At 72.9% G+C, this 18,270-nt stretch carries 14 protein-coding genes and 2 pseudogenes; 9 read left to right on the top strand and 7 right to left on the bottom strand.

Annotated elements, in window-relative coordinates:
• Positions 1-1,227, bottom strand: coding sequence for an acetate kinase (locus BKD26_RS31980; RefSeq protein WP_241518953.1), 1,227 nt, complete (start codon positions 1,225-1,227; stop codon positions 1-3).
• Positions 1,224-3,305, bottom strand: a complete 2,082-nt coding sequence (pta, locus tag BKD26_RS31975; protein ID WP_084905512.1) for a phosphate acetyltransferase — start codon at positions 3,303-3,305, stop codon at positions 1,224-1,226. The genes BKD26_RS31980 and pta overlap by 4 nt, the downstream gene beginning before the upstream one ends.
• A gap of 251 nt (positions 3,306-3,556) precedes the next feature.
• Here pta and BKD26_RS31970 point away from each other — a divergent pair, with 251 nt between their 5' ends.
• The gene (locus BKD26_RS31970; RefSeq protein ID WP_084905510.1) at positions 3,557-4,582 is read left to right on the top strand and encodes an ATP-dependent 6-phosphofructokinase; all 1,026 of its coding nucleotides are present in this window, start codon (positions 3,557-3,559) and stop codon (positions 4,580-4,582) included.
• Positions 4,583-4,798: 216 nt separating this feature from the next.
• On the top strand, positions 4,799-5,944 hold the full coding sequence (locus BKD26_RS39475; protein ID WP_107418066.1) for a helix-turn-helix domain-containing protein: 1,146 nt from the start codon (positions 4,799-4,801) through the stop codon (positions 5,942-5,944).
• 1 nt (position 5,945) lies between these two features.
• Here BKD26_RS39475 and BKD26_RS31960 read toward each other — a convergent pair whose 3' ends face one another.
• The 3 genes and pseudogenes from BKD26_RS31960 to BKD26_RS31950 form a co-directional block, all read right to left on the bottom strand.
• Entirely contained in the window at positions 5,946-6,629 is a 684-nt protein-coding gene (locus BKD26_RS31960) for a helix-turn-helix transcriptional regulator (protein ID WP_107418072.1), read from the bottom strand.
• 109 nt (positions 6,630-6,738) lie between these two features.
• Positions 6,739-7,443, bottom strand: a complete 705-nt coding sequence (locus BKD26_RS31955; RefSeq protein WP_084905618.1) for a response regulator — start codon at positions 7,441-7,443, stop codon at positions 6,739-6,741.
• Between the two features lie 503 nt (positions 7,444-7,946).
• Positions 7,947-9,527 (bottom strand): annotated as a pseudogene (locus BKD26_RS31950) (ATP-binding protein); the annotation flags it as partial.
• Between the two features lie 124 nt (positions 9,528-9,651).
• Here BKD26_RS31950 and BKD26_RS31945 point away from each other — a divergent pair.
• Both BKD26_RS31945 and BKD26_RS31940 read left to right on the top strand, forming a co-directional pair.
• Positions 9,652-11,007 carry a cation:dicarboxylase symporter family transporter gene (locus BKD26_RS31945; RefSeq protein WP_107418071.1) on the top strand — a complete coding sequence of 452 codons (1,356 nt, stop codon included), beginning with the start codon at positions 9,652-9,654 and terminating at the stop codon, positions 11,005-11,007.
• Between the two features lie 129 nt (positions 11,008-11,136).
• A complete protein-coding gene (locus BKD26_RS31940) occupies positions 11,137-12,324 on the top strand; it encodes a hypothetical protein (protein ID WP_084905504.1) in 1,188 nt (395 codons plus the stop codon).
• A 2-nt stretch (positions 12,325-12,326) separates the two neighbouring features.
• Here BKD26_RS31940 and BKD26_RS31935 read toward each other — a convergent pair whose 3' ends face one another.
• Positions 12,327-12,926: a TetR/AcrR family transcriptional regulator gene (locus tag BKD26_RS31935; RefSeq protein WP_107418065.1), complete on the bottom strand. Its 600-nt coding sequence runs from the start codon at positions 12,924-12,926 to the stop codon at positions 12,327-12,329.
• A gap of 104 nt (positions 12,927-13,030) precedes the next feature.
• Here BKD26_RS31935 and BKD26_RS31930 point away from each other — a divergent pair, with 104 nt between their 5' ends.
• The 3 genes from BKD26_RS31930 to trxA all read left to right on the top strand — a co-directional run bounded on the left by BKD26_RS31930 (position 13,031) and on the right by trxA (position 17,315).
• The gene (locus BKD26_RS31930) at positions 13,031-14,611 is read left to right on the top strand and encodes an MFS transporter (RefSeq protein ID WP_084905502.1); all 1,581 of its coding nucleotides are present in this window, start codon (positions 13,031-13,033) and stop codon (positions 14,609-14,611) included.
• A gap of 1,970 nt (positions 14,612-16,581) precedes the next feature.
• Positions 16,582-16,971 (top strand): MerR family transcriptional regulator, encoded by a 390-nt coding sequence (locus tag BKD26_RS31920; RefSeq protein WP_084905498.1) that lies wholly within the window; start codon positions 16,582-16,584, stop codon positions 16,969-16,971.
• Positions 16,968-17,315: a thioredoxin gene (gene trxA / locus BKD26_RS31915; RefSeq protein WP_084905496.1), complete on the top strand. Its 348-nt coding sequence runs from the start codon at positions 16,968-16,970 to the stop codon at positions 17,313-17,315. The genes BKD26_RS31920 and trxA overlap by 4 nt, the downstream gene beginning before the upstream one ends.
• Here the strand turns inward: trxA and BKD26_RS31910 are convergent.
• Entirely contained in the window at positions 17,306-17,503 is a 198-nt protein-coding gene (locus BKD26_RS31910; protein WP_084905494.1) for a hypothetical protein, read from the bottom strand. The genes trxA and BKD26_RS31910 overlap by 10 nt on opposite strands.
• A 128-nt stretch (positions 17,504-17,631) precedes the next feature.
• On the opposite strand from BKD26_RS31910, the gene BKD26_RS31905 reads away from it, so the two are divergent.
• Together BKD26_RS31905 and BKD26_RS41720 are read left to right on the top strand one after the other, a co-directional pair.
• Positions 17,632-18,063 (top strand): hypothetical protein, encoded by a 432-nt coding sequence (locus tag BKD26_RS31905; protein ID WP_084905492.1) that lies wholly within the window; start codon positions 17,632-17,634, stop codon positions 18,061-18,063.
• A 35-nt stretch (positions 18,064-18,098) separates the two neighbouring features.
• Positions 18,099-18,249: pseudogene (locus BKD26_RS41720) on the top strand (DoxX family protein); the annotation flags it as partial.
• Positions 18,250-18,270: the final 21 nt, after the last annotated feature.

Below are 18,270 nucleotides of genomic sequence, written 5' to 3'. Positions count from 1 at the left end.
TCAGTCGTGGACCAGTGAGTAGGTTTGCTGCGCGATTTCCAGCTCCTCGTCCGTCGGCACCACCGCCACCGCCACCCGCGCGTACTCGGGCGAGATCAGCCGCGCCTCCTTCGAGCGGATCGCGTTGAGGCCCGCGTCCACCGCCAGGCCCAGCTCCTCCAGGCCCGCGACGGCAGCTTCCCGCACCGGGGCCGCGTTCTCACCGACACCCGCCGTGAACGCCACCGCGTCCACCCGGCCGAGCACCGCGTAATAAGCGCCGATGTACTTCTTCAGCCGGTGGATGTAAATGTCGAACGCGAGCCGCGCCCGCTCGTCGCCCGCATCGATCCGCCGGCGGATCTCACGCATGTCATTGTCGCCGCAAAGCCCCACCAATCCGCTCTTCTTGTTCAGCAGGACATCAATCTCATCGGTCGACATTCCGGCCACCCGCTTCAGGTGGAAAACGACCGCCGGATCGACGTCGCCGGAGCGGGTACCCATCACCAGCCCCTCCAAGGGGGTCAACCCCATCGAGGTGTCCACGCACCGGCCGCCCGACACCGCCGACGCCGACGCGCCGTTGCCCAGGTGCAGCACGATCACGTTCACCTCGGACGGGTCCTTGCCCAGCAGCCCCGCGACCCTGCGGGAGACGTACGCGTGCGACGTGCCGTGGAAGCCGTAGCGGCGGATACGGTGCGCGTCCGCGGTCTCGACGTCGATCGCGTACCGCGCCGCGTACTCCGGCATGGTCGTGTGGAACGCCGTGTCGAACACCGCCACCTGGGGAAGGTCCGGGCGCAGCGCCTGGGCGGTACGGATGCCCGTGATGTTCGCCGGGTTGTGGAGGGGCGCGACCGGGACCAGGCGCTCGATCTCGGCGAGGACCTCGTCCGTGATGACCGTCGGCGCCGAGAACTTCAGCCCGCCGTGCACCACCCGGTGCCCGATCGCCGCCAGCTCCCGCGAGTCCAGGCCCAGCCCGTCCGCCGCCAGCTCCTCCGCGACCGCCTTCAGCGCCGCCTCGTGGTCGGCGATCGCGGACGTACGCTCGCGCTGCTCCCCGCCGGCCAGCGGCGTGTGGACCAGGCGGGACGTTTCCTCACCGATCCGCTCCACCAGACCGACCGCCAGGCGCGCGCCGTCACGCATGTCGAGCAACTGGTACTTCACGGACGACGAGCCGGAGTTGAGGACGAGGACACGGGAGGCGGTGTTCACGTTGCTCACGGGGTTGCTCACGAGTGCGTTGCTTTCTGCTGGGACTGGATCGCGGTGATCGCGACCGTGTTCACGATGTCGCTGACGAGCGCGCCGCGCGACAGGTCGTTGACCGGCTTGCGCAGGCCCTGGAGGACCGGTCCGACGGCCACGGCGCCCGCCGAGCGCTGCACGGCCTTGTACGTGTTGTTGCCGGTGTTCAGGTCCGGGAAGATCAGCACCGTCGCCTGGCCCGCCACCTCCGAGCCCGGCAGCTTCGTCGCCGCGACGGACGGCTCGACGGCCGCGTCGTACTGGATCGGGCCCTCGATCTTCAGCTCCGGGTGCGCCTCGCGCACCAGCTTCGTCGCCTCGCGCACCTTGTCCACGTCCGCGCCGGAGCCCGACGTACCCGTCGAGTACGACAGCATCGCGATCCGCGGCTCCACCCCGAACCGGGCGGCCGTCGCCGCCGACTGGACGGCGATGTCCGCGAGCTGCTCCGCGTTCGGATCCGGGTTGACCGCGCAGTCGCCGTACACCAGCACCCTGTCGGCCAGGCACATGAAGAAGACGGACGACACGATCCGCGCGTCCGGCTTCGTCTTGATGATCTCGAAGGCCGGGCGGATCGTCGCCGCCGTGGAGTGCACCGAGCCCGACACCATGCCGTCGGCCAGGCCCTCCTGCACCATCAGCGTGCCGAAGTAGTTGACGTCCGACACCACGTCGTACGCCAGCTCCACGCTGACGCCCTTGTGGGCGCGCAGCTCGGCGTACCGCTCCGCGAAGCGCTGGCGCAACTCGCTCGCCGACGGGTCGATCAGCTGGGTGTCCTTCAGGTCGATGCCGAGGTCCGCGGCCTTCTTGCGGATAGCCTCCACGTCACCCAGCAGCGTCAGTTCGCACACATCGCGGCGTACGAGGACGTCGGCGGCGCGCAGCACCCGCTCCTCCGCGCCCTCCGGCAGCACCACCCGGCGCCGGTCCGCCCGCGCCTGCTCCAGCAGGTCGTGCTCGAACATCATCGGCGTGACCCGGCCGGTGCGCGCCACCGAGATCCGCTTCAGCAGGTCGCCGGTGTCCACGTTCCGCTCGAACAGCCCGAGCGCGGTCTCCGCCTTGCGGGGCGTCGCCGCGTTCAGCTTGCCCTCCAGCGAGAACAGCTCGGCGGCCGTCGGGAAGCTGTTGCCGCTCACCGACAGCACCGGGGTGCCGGGCGCGAGCCGCGCCGCCAGGGTGAGGATCTCCCGGCTCGGCCGCTCGTTCAGGGTCAGCAGTACGCCCGCGATCGGCGGCGTCCCGGCCGAGTGCGCGGCCAGCGCGCCCACCACCAGGTCGGCGCGGTCGCCGGGGGTGACGACCAGGCAGCCGGGCGTCAGGGCGTTGAGGAAGTTCGGCAGCATGGCGCCGCCGAAGACGAAGTCCAGGGCGTCGCGCGCCAGCCCCGAGTCGTCGCCCAGCACCACGTCCGCACCCAGCGCCTGGCGGATCTGCGCGACCGTGGGCGCGGACAGCGCCGGCTCGTCGGGCAGCACGTAACAGGGGACGGGCAGCCGGGCGGCGAGGCGCTCGGCGAGGGCGTCGCGGTCCTCGGGCGCCACCCGGTTGGCGACCATGGCGAGGATGTCGCAGCCGAGGCTCTCGTACGCCCGGAACGCGTTGCGCGTCTCGGCGCGCACCGCGTCGGCGTCCTGGCCCTTGCCGCCGACCACGGGTATGACCGAGGCGCCGAACTCATTGGCGAGCCGGGCGTTCAGCGCCAGCTCCTCGGGCAGCTGCGTGGCGTGGAAGTCGGTGCCGAGCACCAGCACCACCTCGTAGTCCCGCGCCACCCGGTGGAACCGCTCGACCAGCTGCGCGACCAGCTCGTCGGTGCCCTTCTCCGCCTGGAGCGCGGACGCCTCCTGGTAGTCCATGCCGTAGACGGTGGCCGGGGCCTGCGACAGCCGGTAGCGCACCCGCAGCAGGTCGAAGAGGCGGTCGGGACCGTCGTGCACCAGCGGCCGGAACACCCCCACGCGGTCCACCTGGCGGGTCAGGAGCTCCATGACTCCCAGCTCCACGACCTGCCGGCCGTCCCCGCGGTCGATCCCGGTCACGTACACGCTGCGCGCCACGCAAGCTCTCCCGTCGAATGTCGATCATCGAATGAACGTGTGAATAAAAAAGCCCATGAGGGTGGCAATGCCCTCTTGACAATACCTCTGCGGCTGGGTAGGGCGCCCCCCGGGCGTCTGGCCTGCGAAGACGGGGGAACCCGGGTACGGAAGCCCTTCGGCGCGGGCGGCGTGAACCCGAGCCGACCGCCTGCCGTGGGACAATTCGGGAAGGCTCACCCGTACCACTACCGAGCAGGAGACACAGCACGATGCGCATCGGAGTTCTCACCGCAGGCGGCGACTGCCCCGGCCTGAACGCAGTGATCCGGTCGGTCGTGCACCGGGCCATGACCGGCCACGGCGACGAGGTCATCGGCTTCGAGGACGGGTTCAAGGGCCTGCTCGACGGCCACTACCGCCCCCTCGACCTCAACGCGGTCAGCGGCATCCTCGCCCGCGGCGGCACCATCCTCGGCTCCGCGCGCCTGGAGCGCGCCCGGCTGCAGGAAGCCGCCGAGAACTGCGAGGAGTTGCAGAAGCGGTACGGGATCGACGTCCTCATCCCCATCGGCGGCGAGGGCACACTGACCGCCGCCCGGATGCTGTCGGACGCCGGGATGCCCGTCGTCGGCGTACCGAAGACCATCGACAACGACATCTCCTCGACCGACCGCACCTTCGGCTTCGACACGGCCGTGATGGTCGCGACGGAGGCCATAGACCGTCTCAAGACCACCGCCGAGTCCCACCAGCGGGTGATGGTCGTCGAGGTGATGGGCCGGCACGCCGGCTGGATCGCCCTGGAGTCCGGCATGGCCGGCGGCGCGCACGGCATCTGCCTGCCCGAACGGCCCTTCGAGGTCGACGACCTGGTGAAGATGGTCGAGGAGCGGTTCGCGCGCGGCAAGAAGTTCGCCGTCATCTGCGTCGCGGAGGGCGCCCACCCGGCCGAGGGATCGATGGAGTACGCCAAGGGCGCCATCGACCAGTTCGGCCACGAGCGCTTCCAGGGCATCGGCAACCGGCTCGCCGTGGAGCTGGAGAAGCGGCTCGGCAAGGAGGCCCGACCGGTCATCCTGGGCCACGTCCAGCGGGGCGGTGTGCCGACCGCGTACGACCGCGTCCTCGCGACCCGCTTCGGCTGGCACGCGGTGGAGGCGGCGCACCGCAAGGAGTTCGGCAACATGACGGCGCTGCGCGGCACGGACGTCGTGATGGTCCCGCTCGCCGAGGCGGTCACGCAGCTGAAGACGGTGCCCGAGAACCGGATGTACGAGGCGGAGTCGGTCTTCTGACGTCCTGGCCTTCCGCCTCCGTGCCCGCGAGCGGCCTTGATCGCCTCCCCCGCTGACGATCAAGGCCGTTCGCCTTCCCCCGTGGCAGTCCCAGCCCCCACCGGAATTGCCGGTTTCCACTCTTGAGCCGGTTCGCGGATTCAACAAGGCTTGTGCCTGTCCGGGACATGTCCCAACTCCGCCCCAGGGGCGGAACGGGGAGAGGGAGGGTGGCGCATGGCCGACGGGGAACTGGCTCCCGACCCCCGGGAGGCGCACGACCCCGCCGGGTTCATCGAGCGGCTCCAGGCCCTCAAGGACTGGTCGGGCCTGACCTACCGCGAACTCTCCTCCCGTGCGGAGGCGGTCGGCGACGTCCTGCCCCGCTCCACGGTCGGGAACATGCTCGCGCGTACGACGGTGCCGCGCGAGGAACTGCTCACGGCATTCGTCCGCGCGTGCGGCGCCGGCCCGGAGGCGCTGGAGAACTGGCTGACGGTCCGGAAGGAACTCGCGGTACGGGGGTATTACGCCGGCGCCGCGGCCGCGGCCGGGGGAGTGGGTGAGGGGGCCGGCGGGGCGGGGGTGCCGGACGGTTCCGCTCGGCCCGGGGCGGATGCGGGCACCGGTGCCGGTGCCGACGCCGGTGCCGACGCCGGGGGCTCCGGCTCCGGCGGTTCCAGCGGTTTCGGGCGCTCCGGGGCGGGACGCGAGGCCGCGGCGGCGGGCGATGCCGGGTCCCTCGCCCCGGCCGCGGACGGGCGCGGAACCGACGCCGGGACGCCGGCGCCCGGACCCCGGCGGACGCGGTGGCGGGTGCTCGTGCCGGTCGTGGCCGTCCTCGCGCTCGTGATCGCCGCCCTCTCGGTGGTGGCGTTCGTCCGGGGCGACGACACCGACCACGTACGGCAGCGGGCCGCCCGGGTGACCGCGCCAGCCGCCGGGAGCGTGGACGTACGGGCGGTCCACTCGGGCCTGTGCCTGAACGAGCGGCGGGGGCAGCGGAGCGGCCAGGTGTACCAGGTGCCGTGCGCCGGGGCGGTCGTGCCGCGCTACTCCCTCGTACCGCTGAGCGGCGGGCTGTGGCGGCTCCACTCGGACCACCCCGACTACGGGCCCGGCTGCTCCGGCATCCCCGTGGAGGCCGTCGAGCAGGACGGCGCGCCGCTCATGGACCAGGAGTGCGGCAAGCGGGGCCCGCGCGAGGCGTTCCGTATCGAGCCCTTCCCGGACCCCGCCCAGGGTTACCGCATCCGGTCGGCGCACTCCGAGCTGTGCCTGGAGGTACGGGACGCCTCGGCCGAGCCGTGGACGGACGTCGTCCAGCGCGCGTGCGACGACGACACCGGCGCGGGTCAGCTGTTCAGCTTCGACCGCCGGTGAGTCACAGCCGGGCCAGCTCCCAGAAGTGCTCCACGATCCGCGCCAGGTACTCCCGGCCCGCCTGGCCGCCGCTGTCGCCGGTCACGTCGGAGCCCCAGCTGTTCGTCGCCACCATCCGCGACTGGTAGTCGGCGTGCAGCTGCTGGAGCACGTCCTCCAGGTGGCCGCGGTCCATCGGCAGCAGCTTGGCCGCCGGTTTCACGTACGCCTGCCAGCGCGTCGTCGCCGCGCTGCGCAGCAGGTCCGCCAGCTCCTCGTCGCGGCCCGTGGCCTGGATGAGCTCGCGCGGCCCGAGGGACAGCGCCTCGGCGAGCGCGGCGGTCTGGCGCTCGTTGCCGCGCCAGCGGCCGGACTCCTCCATGCGCAGGTACGCCTTGAGGTCGAGGCCGACCCGGCGGGCGAGGTCCTCGGGCGCGATGGCCCGGGCGATGCGGTGCTCGCGCAGGGTCGTGGCTGCGGCCAGCAGTTCGCCGGGCGAACACCACAGGACGCCGGCGAGGGCGGTGAGCTCGCGCGCGTCGGGAGCGGCCACGCCGCGTTCCCAGGCGATCACCGTTTCGGGAGGGACACCGAGGCCGTACTGGGCGCGCAGGCCGTACGCGACGTGGGCAGGGGCCATTCCCAGCGCCTCACGCAGTCGGCGCGCGGCGAGGGCGTTGAACGGTGGAGACGGGGGAGAGTGCACGCGCACAAGGTAGATGCACAGGGTCACGTTTGGCTACGGTGCGTTCACCCAAGGCCAAATGTCGTAGGAACGTCCAGATGCGCCCGCTAGCGCCCTACCTGTCGGTAATTTACCGTGCCCGGGCGCCGGGTGTCACCCACCGGTACTGCAGCTCCGGGCGCCCGACGTGGCCGTACTGCGGGCTGCGCTCGGCCTGCCCGGCGGTCACCAGGTGCTCCAGGTAACGGCGGGCGGTGATCCGCGAGATACCGACGGCCGCCCCGGCCTCGGTGGCCGTCAGCCCGGTGGCCGACTCGCGGAGGGTACGGGTGACGGCGGTCAGCGTCGGTGCGCTCAGGCCCTTGGGGAGGGCGGCGGGCTGCGGCGTACGCAGGGTGGCCAGCGCCCGGTCCACCTCCTCCTGGCCGGACGCCTCACCGGCGGCCGCGCGGAACTCGGCGTACCGGGTGAGGCGGTCCCGCAGGGTCGCGAAGGTGAACGGCTTCAGTACGTACTGGACGACGCCGAGCGAGACGCCCTCGCGCACGATCGCCAGGTCGCGGGCGGAGGTGACCGCGATGACGTCGGCGTGGTGCCCGGCGGCACGCAACGACCGCAGCAGGTGCAGACCGTGCCCGTCGGGCAGGTACAGGTCGAGGAGGATCAGGTCGACCGCCGTACGCTCCAGCAGCCGCCCGGCCGCCGCGCGCGAGTGGGCCACCCCGACCACGGTGAACCCCGGCACCCGCCCCGCGTACAGCGCGTGCGCGTCCGCCGCGACGGGGTCGTCCTCGACGACCAGGACTCTGATGGACGGCCCGGTCGCCGCCGTCACGACGCCACCCCCGCGACCCGGCCGCACTCTCCCGGCCCGTCGCGCCCCGCCACCCCGGCGGCCCGCACCGGTGCCGGTGCCTGGCCCACCCCGGCCGCCTCCGCCGCCCCGGCGGCCCGCACCGGTCCTGCCGCCCGGCCCGCCCCGCCGGCACCAGCGGCACCAGTGGCCCCGCCGCCGTCCGCCGCACCGGTCGTCTCCGCCACCCCGGTGGCAGCAGCGGCCCCGGCGGCACCAGTGGCCCCGCCGACGTCCGCCGCACCGGTCGTCTCCGCCACCCCGGTGGCAGCAGCGGCCCCGGCGGCACCAGTGGCCCCGCCGACGTCCGCCGCGCCGGTCGTCTCCGCCACCCCGGTGGCAGCAGCGGCACCAGTGCCCCGCGTCACCCCGGCACCCGCTGCCGCACCGGCACCCCCTGCCGCCCCGGTGGCGGCGACCGTCCCGGCGGCGCCAGCGGCCCCGGTTGTCTCCGCCGCACCAGTGCCCCCCACCGCCCCCGGTCCCAGGGGCAGCCGGACCGTGAACTCCGCGCCCCCGTCCGGGCCGTGGCCCAGCTCGATGACGCCGCGGCCCCGCTGGGCGGCCTGGCGGACGAGTGCGAGGCCGAGGCCCCGGCCCGGGCCGCGGGTGGACCAGCCGCGTTCGAAGACCGCGTCGTGGTCGTCGTGGCCGACGCCCGGACCCGAGTCGGCGACCCGCAGCAGCAGCTCACCGGCGCCCTCGTCCGCCCGCGCGGTCACCGTGACCCGCGAGACCCGGCTGCCCTGGGCGGCCTCCAGGGCGTTGTCGATCAGGTTGCCGAGAATCGTCACCAGGTCACGCGCCGGGAGCGTCGGCGGCAGCACACCGTCGTCGATCCGGCTGTCCTCCGTCAGCACCAGCTCCACGCCCCGCTCGTTCGCCTGGGCCGCCTTGCCCAGCAGCAGCGCCGCCAGCACCGGCTCGGCGACCGCGTCGACCACCCGGTCCGTCAGCACCTGCGCCAGCTCCAGCTCCGCCGTCGCGAACCCGACCGCCTCCTCGACCCTCCCGAGCTCGATCAGCGACACCACCGTGTGCAGCCGGTTCGCCGCCTCGTGCGCCTGGGAGCGCAGCGCCTGCGTGAACCCGCGCTCCGAGTCCAGCTCACCCGAGAGCGCCTGCAACTCCGTGTGGTCCCGCAGCGTCACCACCGTCCCGCGCCGCTCCCCGCCCACCACCGGCCGGGTGGACACCACCAGCACGCGATCGGCCGTCAGGTGCAGCTCGTCCACCCGCGGCTCGGCGGCCAGCAGCGCCCCGGTCAGGGACACCGGCAGGCCCAGTTCCGCCACGGGCGTGCCCACCGCGTCCTCGTCCAGCCCCAGCAGCTCGCGCGCCCCGTCGTTGACCAGCGCGATCCGCCGCTGCCCGTCCAGCATCAGCAGACCCTCGCGCACCGCGTGCAACGCGGCCTGGTGGTAGTCGTGCATCCGGCTCAGCTCCGCGGCGTTCATGCCGTGCGTGTGCCGCCGCAACCGCGCGTTGATCACATACGTACCGACGCCGCCGAGCGCCAGCGCCGCGCCCGCCATCCCGAGCAGCGCGGTGACCTGCCCCCGCAGCTGCTCACTGATCCGGTCGACGGTGATGCCCGCACTCACCAGCGCGACGACCTCGCCCCGGTCGTACACCGGCGTCACCGTCCGCACCGAGCGCCCCAGCGTTCCCTTGTAGGTCTCGGAGTACGTCGCGCCACGCCGCGCCTCCTCGATGTGCCCCAGGTACTTCTTGCCGATCCGGTCCGGCTCGGGATGCGTCCAGCGCGTCCCGTCCGGCGCCATGATCGTCACAAAGGTCACTCCCGGTTCGCCGACCAGGGAGGCGGCGTACGGCTGGAGGGCGGCGGTCGGGTCGGCCGAGCGGGCCGCCTCGACGACCGCGGGGGAGCGGGCGACCGCCGTCGCGGTCGCCGTCGCCTGCCGGCGCGCGGTCTCCTCCGCCTGGCCGCGGTCGTCCACGTACGCGAAGAGCGCGCACCCCGCCACGATCGCGGCCACCAGCACGACCTGCATCGCGAAGAGCTGGCCGGCGAGGCTGCGGGGGCGGGTGTGCGAGAGGCGCATGGGCTCAGTCTGCCTGTCCGAAAATGTGTGAACGAAAGGTACGCAACGGTGACCGCCCTCACAAGGTGAGAGATGGTCTCGGGGATCCACAGGGACAGTGGAGCGACTCACCGAGGAGGACCCCGTGGCCGCACGACGGGACCGTACCCACTATCTGTATCTGGCCGTCATCGCGGCGGTCGTACTCGGCATCGCCGTGGGGTTCGCCGCCCCCGGCGTGGCCGTCGAGCTCAAGCCACTGGGTACCGGCTTCGTGAACCTGATCAAGATGATGATCTCGCCGATCATCTTCTGCACGATCGTGCTGGGCGTCGGCTCGGTGCGCAAGGCCGCCAAGGTCGGCGCGGTCGGCGGACTGGCGCTGGGCTACTTCATGGTCATGTCGACCGTCGCCCTCGCCATCGGCCTGGTCGTCGGCAACCTGCTGGAGCCGGGCGCCAGCCTGCGCCTGACGGACGAGGTCGCCGCAGCCGGTGAGAAGCAGGCGTCGGGGGCGAGCGAAGGCACCGTCGACTTCCTCCTCGGGATCATCCCGAAGACACTGGTCTCGGCCTTCACCGAGGGCGAGGTCCTCCAGACCCTCCTCGTCGCGCTCCTCGCGGGCTTCGCGCTCCAGGCCATGGGCCGGGCCGGTGAGCCGGTGCTGCGCGGCATCGGACACATCCAGCGCCTGGTCTTCCGCATCCTCGCGATGATCATGTGGGTCGCCCCGGTGGGCGCCTTCGGCGCCATCGCCGCCGTGGTCGGCGAGACGGGCGTGGACGCGCTGAAGTCCCTCGCCGTCATCATGGTCGGCTTCTACCTCACCTGTGCCGTCTTCGTCTTCGTCGTCCTCGGCGCCCTGCTGCGGCTGGTGGCGGGGGTGAACATCCTGACGCTGCTGAAGTACCTGGGCCGGGAGTTCCTGCTGATCCTCTCCACCTCCTCCTCCGAGTCGGCGCTGCCGCGCCTCATCGCCAAGATGGAGCACCTGGGCGTGAGCAAGCCCGTCGTCGGCATCACCGTCCCGACCGGCTACTCCTTCAACCTGGACGGCACCGCCATCTACCTGACGATGGCCTCGCTCTTCGTCGCCGAGGCGATGGGCAACCCGCTCTCGGTCGGCGAGCAGGTCTCCCTCCTCGTCTTCATGATCATCGCCTCGAAGGGCGCGGCGGGCGTCACCGGCGCCGGGCTCGCCACCCTGGCCGGCGGCCTCCAGTCGCACCGCCCCGAACTGGTCGACGGTGTCGGCCTGATCGTCGGCATCGACCGCTTCATGAGCGAGGCCCGCGCCCTGACCAACTTCGCGGGCAACGCCGTCGCCACCGTCCTCGTCGGCACCTGGACCAAGGAGATCGACAAGGTGCGGGTGGCTGAAGTCCTCGCCGGGCGGGTGCCGTTCGACGAGCAGACCCTGGTCGACGACCACGCCCCGGCGGCCGGCGACGCGGACGACACCGACGACCTCCCCGAGGCGCGGGAACCCGTCAAGGTCTGACGTACGGACACACGACCGCGCGGGAGGCCGTCTCCCGCGCGGTTTTGTGCTTCCCCGGTCTTACCGGCGGTAACGGGAGCGTGTCATCGTAGGGACCCCTGTCCTGGCATGTGCATGAAGGGGCATCCCATGGCACGTCTTCCCGCACTGCTCGCCCTGACCCTCACCCTGGCCCTCGGTTCGGTCACCGCCTCCTCCGCCGAGGAGCCCCGGTCCCCCCTGCGCGATGTCGTCGTCGTGGGCAACAGCGCCGACGGCACGGTCAGCTTCCTCGATTCCCGTACGTACGAGAACCTCGGCTCCCTCGACGTCATCCCCGACCTCGACGAGATCCTCGCCGGCATGGACCCGATCCGCCGCGCCGCCTACGAGGTCGTCAAACAGCAGGCAGGCGGCGACAAGTTCGTCGACGACGCCCATCTCTCACCCGACGGCCGCACCCTGTACGTCTCGCGCGGCAACCTCGGCGACGCCGCCGCGTACGACATCGCCTCCGGCCGCCAGTTGTGGCGTACGCACCTCGACGGCCTCAAGGCCGACCACGCCGCTCTCTCCCCGGACGGCTCCACCTTCGTCGTCTCCGCCATCACGGCGGCGAAGTCCCAGACCCTGGACACCGCGACCGGCCGCATCACGGGGGAGTTCCCGACCGGCACGTACCCGCACGAGAACATGTACTCGGCGGACGGCAACCGCATCTACAACATGTCCATCGGCATCACGTCCCTCCCCAAGGCCCTCAACCTCCTCAAGGGCACCAAGCAGGTGACGGTCGCCGACGCGAAGACCCTGAAGGTGCTACGGAAGTACACCTTCGACAAGGGCGTCCGCCCGGCCGTGATCACCCCGGACGAGAAGACGATGTACGCCCAGCTCTCCTACCTCAACGGCTTCATCGAGTACGACCTGGTGGCCGGGCGCACGGTGCGAACGATCGAGATGCCGTTCAGCGCGGCGGGCGCGGCGCTCAAGCCGGACGACTACCCGCAGAACTCCGCCCACCACGGCATGGCCATGAACGGCGCGGGCGACAAGCTCTGCGTGGCCGGAACCATCGACGACTACACGGCCGTCGTCTCCCGCCCCGCCCTGACCACCGACGGCTTCGTCCACTACGAGCCCGGCGCCCTGCCCTACTGGTCCCTCACCGCCCCCGGCGGCCACCACTGCTTCGTCACGCTCTCCCACCGCGACGAGGTCTCGGTCGTCGACTACCGCACGGCCAAGGAGGTCGCCCGCGTGAAGGTCGGCGACTTCCCGCAGCGCGAGCGGGCGGGGAAGGTGGCGGAGGCGGCGCTGCCGGGTCTGGACCGCTGAGCCTACGGTTCCAGGGATTCCACCAGCTCCGCCGCCCGCCCGGCCGGGACCCCGGCCGAGATGAGCATCGTCACCGCGGCGGACCGCCCGGCCCGGTCCGCCGCGAGAGCGCCCGCGTTCACCGCCTCCATCAGCCCGAACAGCACCTGCTCGTGTACGTACGCGAGGGCGGCGGCGGGCAGCGGGGAGGCGAACACGCCCTTGTCCAGACCCCGTTGGAGCACCGCCGCGCACGCCTCGCGCACCGGCGTGAGCCGCTCCCGGATGCCCTCCATCGTGACGCTGCGCTGGGCGAGGGCCACCAGCAGCCGGTAACGGTCGGCGATCTCCCACACCGCGAGCGTGGCCCTCGCCAGCGCCTCGGCCGGATCGTCCACGCCCGCGCGCCCGCCGGCGTGCGCCTGTGCCACCGACTCGACCGCGATGTCCACGAGTGCGGCGATCAGCGCCTCACGGCTGGGGAAGTGCCCGTACACGGTCCGGCGCACGACGCCCGCCGCGCGGGCGATCTGGTCCATGGAGGCGTCCGGGTCGCGCAGCAGCTCGGTGAGGGCCACCTGCTCGATACGGCGCCGGTTCGCGTCGGCTCGTCCTGAGGTCACGGGTTCATTTTGCACATGCCTGTGCAGTCCCGTAAATTGCACAGCAGTGTGTAATTGCACAGTGCTGTGCAAGATCGTAGACCGTACGGAAGGGTGAACTGGGCATGCGCCTCGTCATGAACGAGCCGGTCGAGAGGATGGAGGGGCCCTACTCACGGCGCTGGTGGGCACTGCTCGTGCTCTGCCTGAGCCTGCTGATCATCGTGATGGCGAACACCGCGCTCACGGTCGCCGCCCCCGACATGACCCAGGACCTCGGCCTCACCAGCTCCGACCTCCAGTGGGTCATCGACGGCTACACCGTCCCGTACGCGGCGCTGATGCTGCTGCTCGGCGCGATCGGCGACAAGTACAGCCGGCGCGGCGCCCTCGTCCTCGGACTCGTCGTCTTCGGCGCCGGCTCGGTGGCGGGCTCGCTCGTCGACTCCGGGGCCGGAGTCATAGCCGCCCGCGCGGTCATGGGCGTCGGCGCGGCGATGATCATGCCCGCCACGCTGTCCCTGCTCGCCGCGACCTTCCCGCGCGCCGAGCGCGCCAAGGCGATCGTGCTGTGGACCGCCACCGCCGGCATCGCCATCGCCGCCGGGCCGCTCGTCGCCGGCGCCCTGCTGGAGAACCACGGCTGGGCGTCCACCTTCCTGATCAACGTCCCGGTCGCCGCGCTCGCGATCATCGGCGCCTTCACCCTCGTACCGCCGTCGAAGGCCGCCCGGCACGGCCGCATCGACTACGTCGGCGGGCTGCTGTCGGTGGTGTGGATCGGCGCCCTCGTCTACATGATCATCCAGGGCCCGCACTTCGGCTGGGACGCCAAGGCGGTCGGGGCGGCGGTCGTCGCGGGCGTCGGGCTCGTCGCCTTCGTCGCCTGGGAGCTGCGCCACCCGCGCCCGGTCCTGGACGTCCGCCGCTTCCTGAACCGCGGCTTCGCCGGCTCCAACCTCGCCGTCGCCCTCTTCTTCCTCGCCGTCTTCGGCGCCTTCTACTACCTGACCCAGCACCTGCAGTTCGTGCTCGGGTACGACCCGCTCGACACGGGCGTGCGCATGCTGCCGCTGGCCGGCGCGGTCTTCGTCGGCTCGGCGCTGACCGGGTTCCTCACGCCACGCCTCGGCATGAAGGTCACGGTCACGGCGGGCATGGCCTTCGGTACGGTCGCCCTCGCCCTGCTGACGCGGGTGGACGCGGCTTCCGGGTACGGAGACCTCGTCGCCCCGCTCGTCATCCTGGGCGTCGCGATCGGCCTGGCGCTCTCCCCGTGCACCGACGCGATCATGGGCGCGTTCCCCGAATCGGAACTGGGCGTCGGCGGCGCCGTCAACGACACGTCCCTGGAACTCGGCGGCTCGCTCGGCATCGCCCTGCTCGGCTCGGTCCTGGCGTCCTCGTACTCCTCGAACCTCGCCGACGCGGCGCGGGGCACCGGACTGCCCGCCTCGGCGCTGTCCACCGCCCAGGACTCGGTGGGCGCCGGGTACGCCGTCGCTCACGGCATCGCCGACCGGGCGGCCCACGCCACCACCCCGCAGCAGGGCGCCCAACTCGGCGAGGCCGCCCGCCGGATGACCGACGCGGTCGGCTCCGCCTTCTCCGACGCGGTCGCCCACACCAGCCTCGTCGGCGCGGCGATCCTGGCGGCGGGCACGGTACTGGTGGCGGTACTCCTGCCGAGGCGAGCCGCCCGCTGACGACCCGGCCCGTTGACGTGCTGCCGGGGGGCCGCACGTCACGGGCCGGGCGTTCCGGGTGTTGGTGGGCGTGTGGGCCGCCCTCCCCGTGCGGGGCCACTTACGCCCTGGGGGTGGGCGTGCTGGTCATGGTGGGCGTGTGGGCCGCCCTCGCTCCGAGTGTGGCGGGCTCCGGCGCCCCCTCAAGGGCGCTCCCTTCGGTCGCGTCGCTTCGCGATGTCGCTGCGCTCCACCCTTGACCGGCCGCCTCCGCCCGCCTTTTCCCACTCGGAGGGCGGCCCGGGGGAACGGGTCCGGGAGGGGCGCCCTTTGCCCGTGCCGTTCATGGCCGGGAGGCGGGTGCCGCCGGGGGCGCGGCAGTGGTGTGGGGCGGTGCTGCTTGGCTTGGGCGGCGGGCGGCCGTCTTTCGGTTGCGGTGCAGGACCTCGCTTCGGTGGGTGGTGGGTGCGCGGGAGTGGTGTGGGGCTTCCGGGCTCGGTCCGGCGACTGCGGGCGGGTGGTGGGTCGGGGTTCAGGCGGGTGGCTGGGGTGGGTGCCGGGCTGGGCCTGGGTGTCGCCCTGGCGGAGGGGCGCCCGGTTGCCCGGCCTGTTGGCTCACGGGCCCGGTCCAATCCTCTGCTGCCCGTGGTTGCTCCCGGGCACCTCACCGGCCGCGCCTGCCATGCAGGGAGGTCTCACCCGTCGCCTTGGTCACGCCAGCACCGGGATCGGGTCGTTGTGTGCGGTGTGGGACACCTTCCCGCCGTGGTGTGCGGGCTGTGGGTGTCCGATCCCGCCCACAACTCCGGCAGGGCGATACGGCTGGGACTGGAGGGGCCGGAGGGGCCCGCCCTGTGGGTCAGATGACGTGTCCGGGGCCCCCGGACTGCCCGGGAAGGCCGCGCCCCGGGCCTGTGCCGGGTGCCGGGTGCCGGGCCGACCTTGCGGGGCACCGGTGTCCGGATCCCGCCCGACTCCGGACACGACGGCCGGGCCTGACGTCTCGCGGGCGCGGCGTGCGGGGCGCGAGAGTCCCCCTGGCCTCACCTGGCTCACCAGGGCGCCTCACCAGCCCCTACCGTCACACCGGCACCAGGGCCAGGGAGTTGTGTGCGGTGTAGGACACCTTCCCGCCGTGGACGTCCGGCTCTGGGTGTCCCATTACGCACACAACCCGGGTGCTCCGACACGGGTGTGAGCGGAGGGGCCGCCCCTTCCGGACTTCGAGCGCCCCGCGCAGGGGAGCAGGGGGGGCGTGCCCGCCGGCCAGTGTCGGGGGCCGGACCGACCCGGCCGCGCCCGAGTGGCCAGGAGGCCGTGGCCCCAGGGCCCGAGCCGGAGGCGGGCCGCGCCGGGAACTTCACCGTCCAGACGCCCGACGCCCCCGCCGTGTCCCGCCCGGGCGGGGCTTCGCCCTGGCCCAACCCCCGCCCCACGCCAGCCACCTGCCTGAACCCCGACCCACCACCCGCCCGCAGTCGCGGGCCGAGCCCGGATGCCCCACACCACTCCCGCGCACCCACCACCCACCGAAGCGAGGTCCCGTACCTCAGCCGGAAGACGGGCCGCAGCCGCTTAGCCAAGAGGCCACCGCCCCATTCCACTGTCGCGCCTGCCCCGGCCGGGCCGCCTCGGCAACGAACCCCCGCACAGCGGTGGGCCCTCCGGATGCCTGCTCCCCGGGGCCGCCCTCCGAGAGAAAACGCGCGGGTGGAGGCGGCCTGTCAAGGGTGGGCGAAGCCCATCGGCGAAGCCGACGCGAAGCGCCCTTGACAGGGTGCTGGAGCCCGCGACTCTCGGGAGGGAGGGCGGCCCGGAACGGTGACCGATACCGCACGGCCCGCCCCCGGGGCGTGGGCCGGGCCGGTTGGCGCCCGTACGGGACGCCTCCACGCCCTCCCCGCCCTGGGCGTCCGGGCGCTGGGTGTCCCATCCCGCCGGGCGCGCCCGTCCTTGCCCTGACGTCCACGTCAACCTCTACCGTCGGCGGCATGCGAATCGGCGAGCTGGCGAAGCGCGCGGGTACGTCCACGAGGACGCTGCGCTACTACGAGTCCCGGGGCCTGCTGCGGGCACGGCGTGCGGAGAACGGTTACCGCACGTACGACGAGGACGACCTGCGGCTGCTCCAGCAGATCCGGACCCTTCAGGACTTCGGGTTCGAGCTGGAGGAGACCCGCCCGTTCGTGGAGTGCCTGCGTGCCGGGCACCCGGCCGGGGACTCCTGCCCGGCCTCGCTGGACGTGTACCGGCGCAAGCTCGCCGAGCTGGACGGCCTGATCGACCAGCTCCAGTCGGTACGCGCAGAGGTCGCCGCCCGGCTCGCGCTGGCGACGGAGACACCCGAACCCCGCTGCGAATTCGAGAGGACGACGGAATGATCCACGCCGACGGAGTGGCGGAGGTGACGGACGCGGACTTCGCCATGGAGGTCCTGTCCGCCGACCGCCCGGTCCTGGTCAAGTTCACCGCCGACTGGTGCGGCCCCTGCCGCCAACTCGGGCCGGTGCTGCGCGCGGTCGCCGCCGAGGAGGCGGACCGGCTGAAGGTGGTCCGGCTCGACGTCGACAGGAACCCGCAGACCACGGCCCGGTACGCGGTGCTGTCGACGCCCACGCTGATGGTGTTCCGCGCCGGCGAACCAGTGAGGTCGATGGTCGGCGCCCGCCCCAAGCGTCGCCTGCTCCAGGAGCTGGACGACGTACTGCCGCCCGCTCACCCCTGATCCGCCGGGACGCGCCACGCGAACCAGCCGGGGAACCCGGCCACGAGACCGGGTTCCCCGTCGAGCCGGACCAGGCCCGCCCGGCCGGCGGCGGCGAGCGTCGTGGTCCCGGCCACCACTCGGTGCAGTTCGGCGAGATCGGCGGTCACCCACAGGTCGGTGTCGTGTCCGGGGTGGCGGCGGCACACGCTGACGTCCCCCGGGGGCGAGGACCAGCCACACAGGGTCCTCCGCGCGCCCCCGGAACGCGAACCACGCGCCCGACGCCCGCCTGGCCGCGGCCTCCATGGTGCGGTGCTGCGGGCCGGGAGGCCTGGTGGTGTCGGCGGCCTGGACGCCCGACGGCTTCATGTCCGCGGCGAACCGGGCCGTGGGCCGGTACCTTCCGCCGCCCCCGCCGGGCGTGCGGCCTCCGACCCGCTGGGGCGACGAGGCCTTCGTGTACGAGCAGTTCGCGGCGGCCGGCCCGGCCGAGGTGACGGCGACCGTGGAGCACGTACGTCTGGACTTCGCCTCGCCCGTGGAGGCGGCGGCCTTCTGGGTACGGGCCGCGGGCCATGTGCAGGTGGAGCGGCGGCTGGAGGCGAGCGGCGCGTGGGAGGCCCTGCACGACGACGTGGCGGCGGTCTTCGCCGAGTGGAACCGGGAGCCGGGGCCGGCCGTACGGGTGGAGTCGGCGTATCTGTCGGCGGTGGTCCGCGGCGGGGCCGCTGCCACATCTCATGGCCGCCGGGTGTCGGAGCGATGACCGACCCACTCACGATCCGACGGGAGCAACCCCTGATGTCCACCGCCTACGTTGTCGTCACCCTCCTCGCCGCCGCCATGGCGGGCTTACTGCGGTGTGCCCCGGTCGTGGTGGCCCCGGCTCGGCGCGGCCGAGGCCGCGGGGGCCGTGGGCCTGCTGGTGGGCCTGTTTGCGCCGGTGGTCGGTGCCCTGACGCTCTGCTGACGG

The organism is Streptomyces sp. CB03238, assembly GCF_002099185.1.
Lineage (GTDB): Bacteria > Actinomycetota > Actinomycetes > Streptomycetales > Streptomycetaceae > Streptomyces.
Note: the sequence above shows the minus strand (reverse complement) of the source record. Positions and strands in the feature narration are given on the sequence as shown.

What these genes read in the sequence shown, in the direction of transcription:
- BKD26_RS31920 (WP_084905498.1), top strand. Translation starts at nt 16,582, where the DNA reads ATGCGAATCGGCGAGCTGGCGAAGCGCGCGGGTACGTCCACGAGGACG.
- trxA (WP_084905496.1), top strand. Translation starts at nt 16,968, where the DNA reads ATGATCCACGCCGACGGAGTGGCGGAGGTGACGGACGCGGACTTCGCC.
- BKD26_RS31970 (WP_084905510.1), top strand. Translation starts at nt 3,557, where the DNA reads ATGCGCATCGGAGTTCTCACCGCAGGCGGCGACTGCCCCGGCCTGAAC.
- BKD26_RS39475 (WP_107418066.1), top strand. Translation starts at nt 4,799, where the DNA reads ATGGCCGACGGGGAACTGGCTCCCGACCCCCGGGAGGCGCACGACCCC.
- BKD26_RS31930 (WP_084905502.1), top strand. Translation starts at nt 13,031, where the DNA reads ATGCGCCTCGTCATGAACGAGCCGGTCGAGAGGATGGAGGGGCCCTAC.
- BKD26_RS31940 (WP_084905504.1), top strand. Translation starts at nt 11,137, where the DNA reads ATGGCACGTCTTCCCGCACTGCTCGCCCTGACCCTCACCCTGGCCCTC.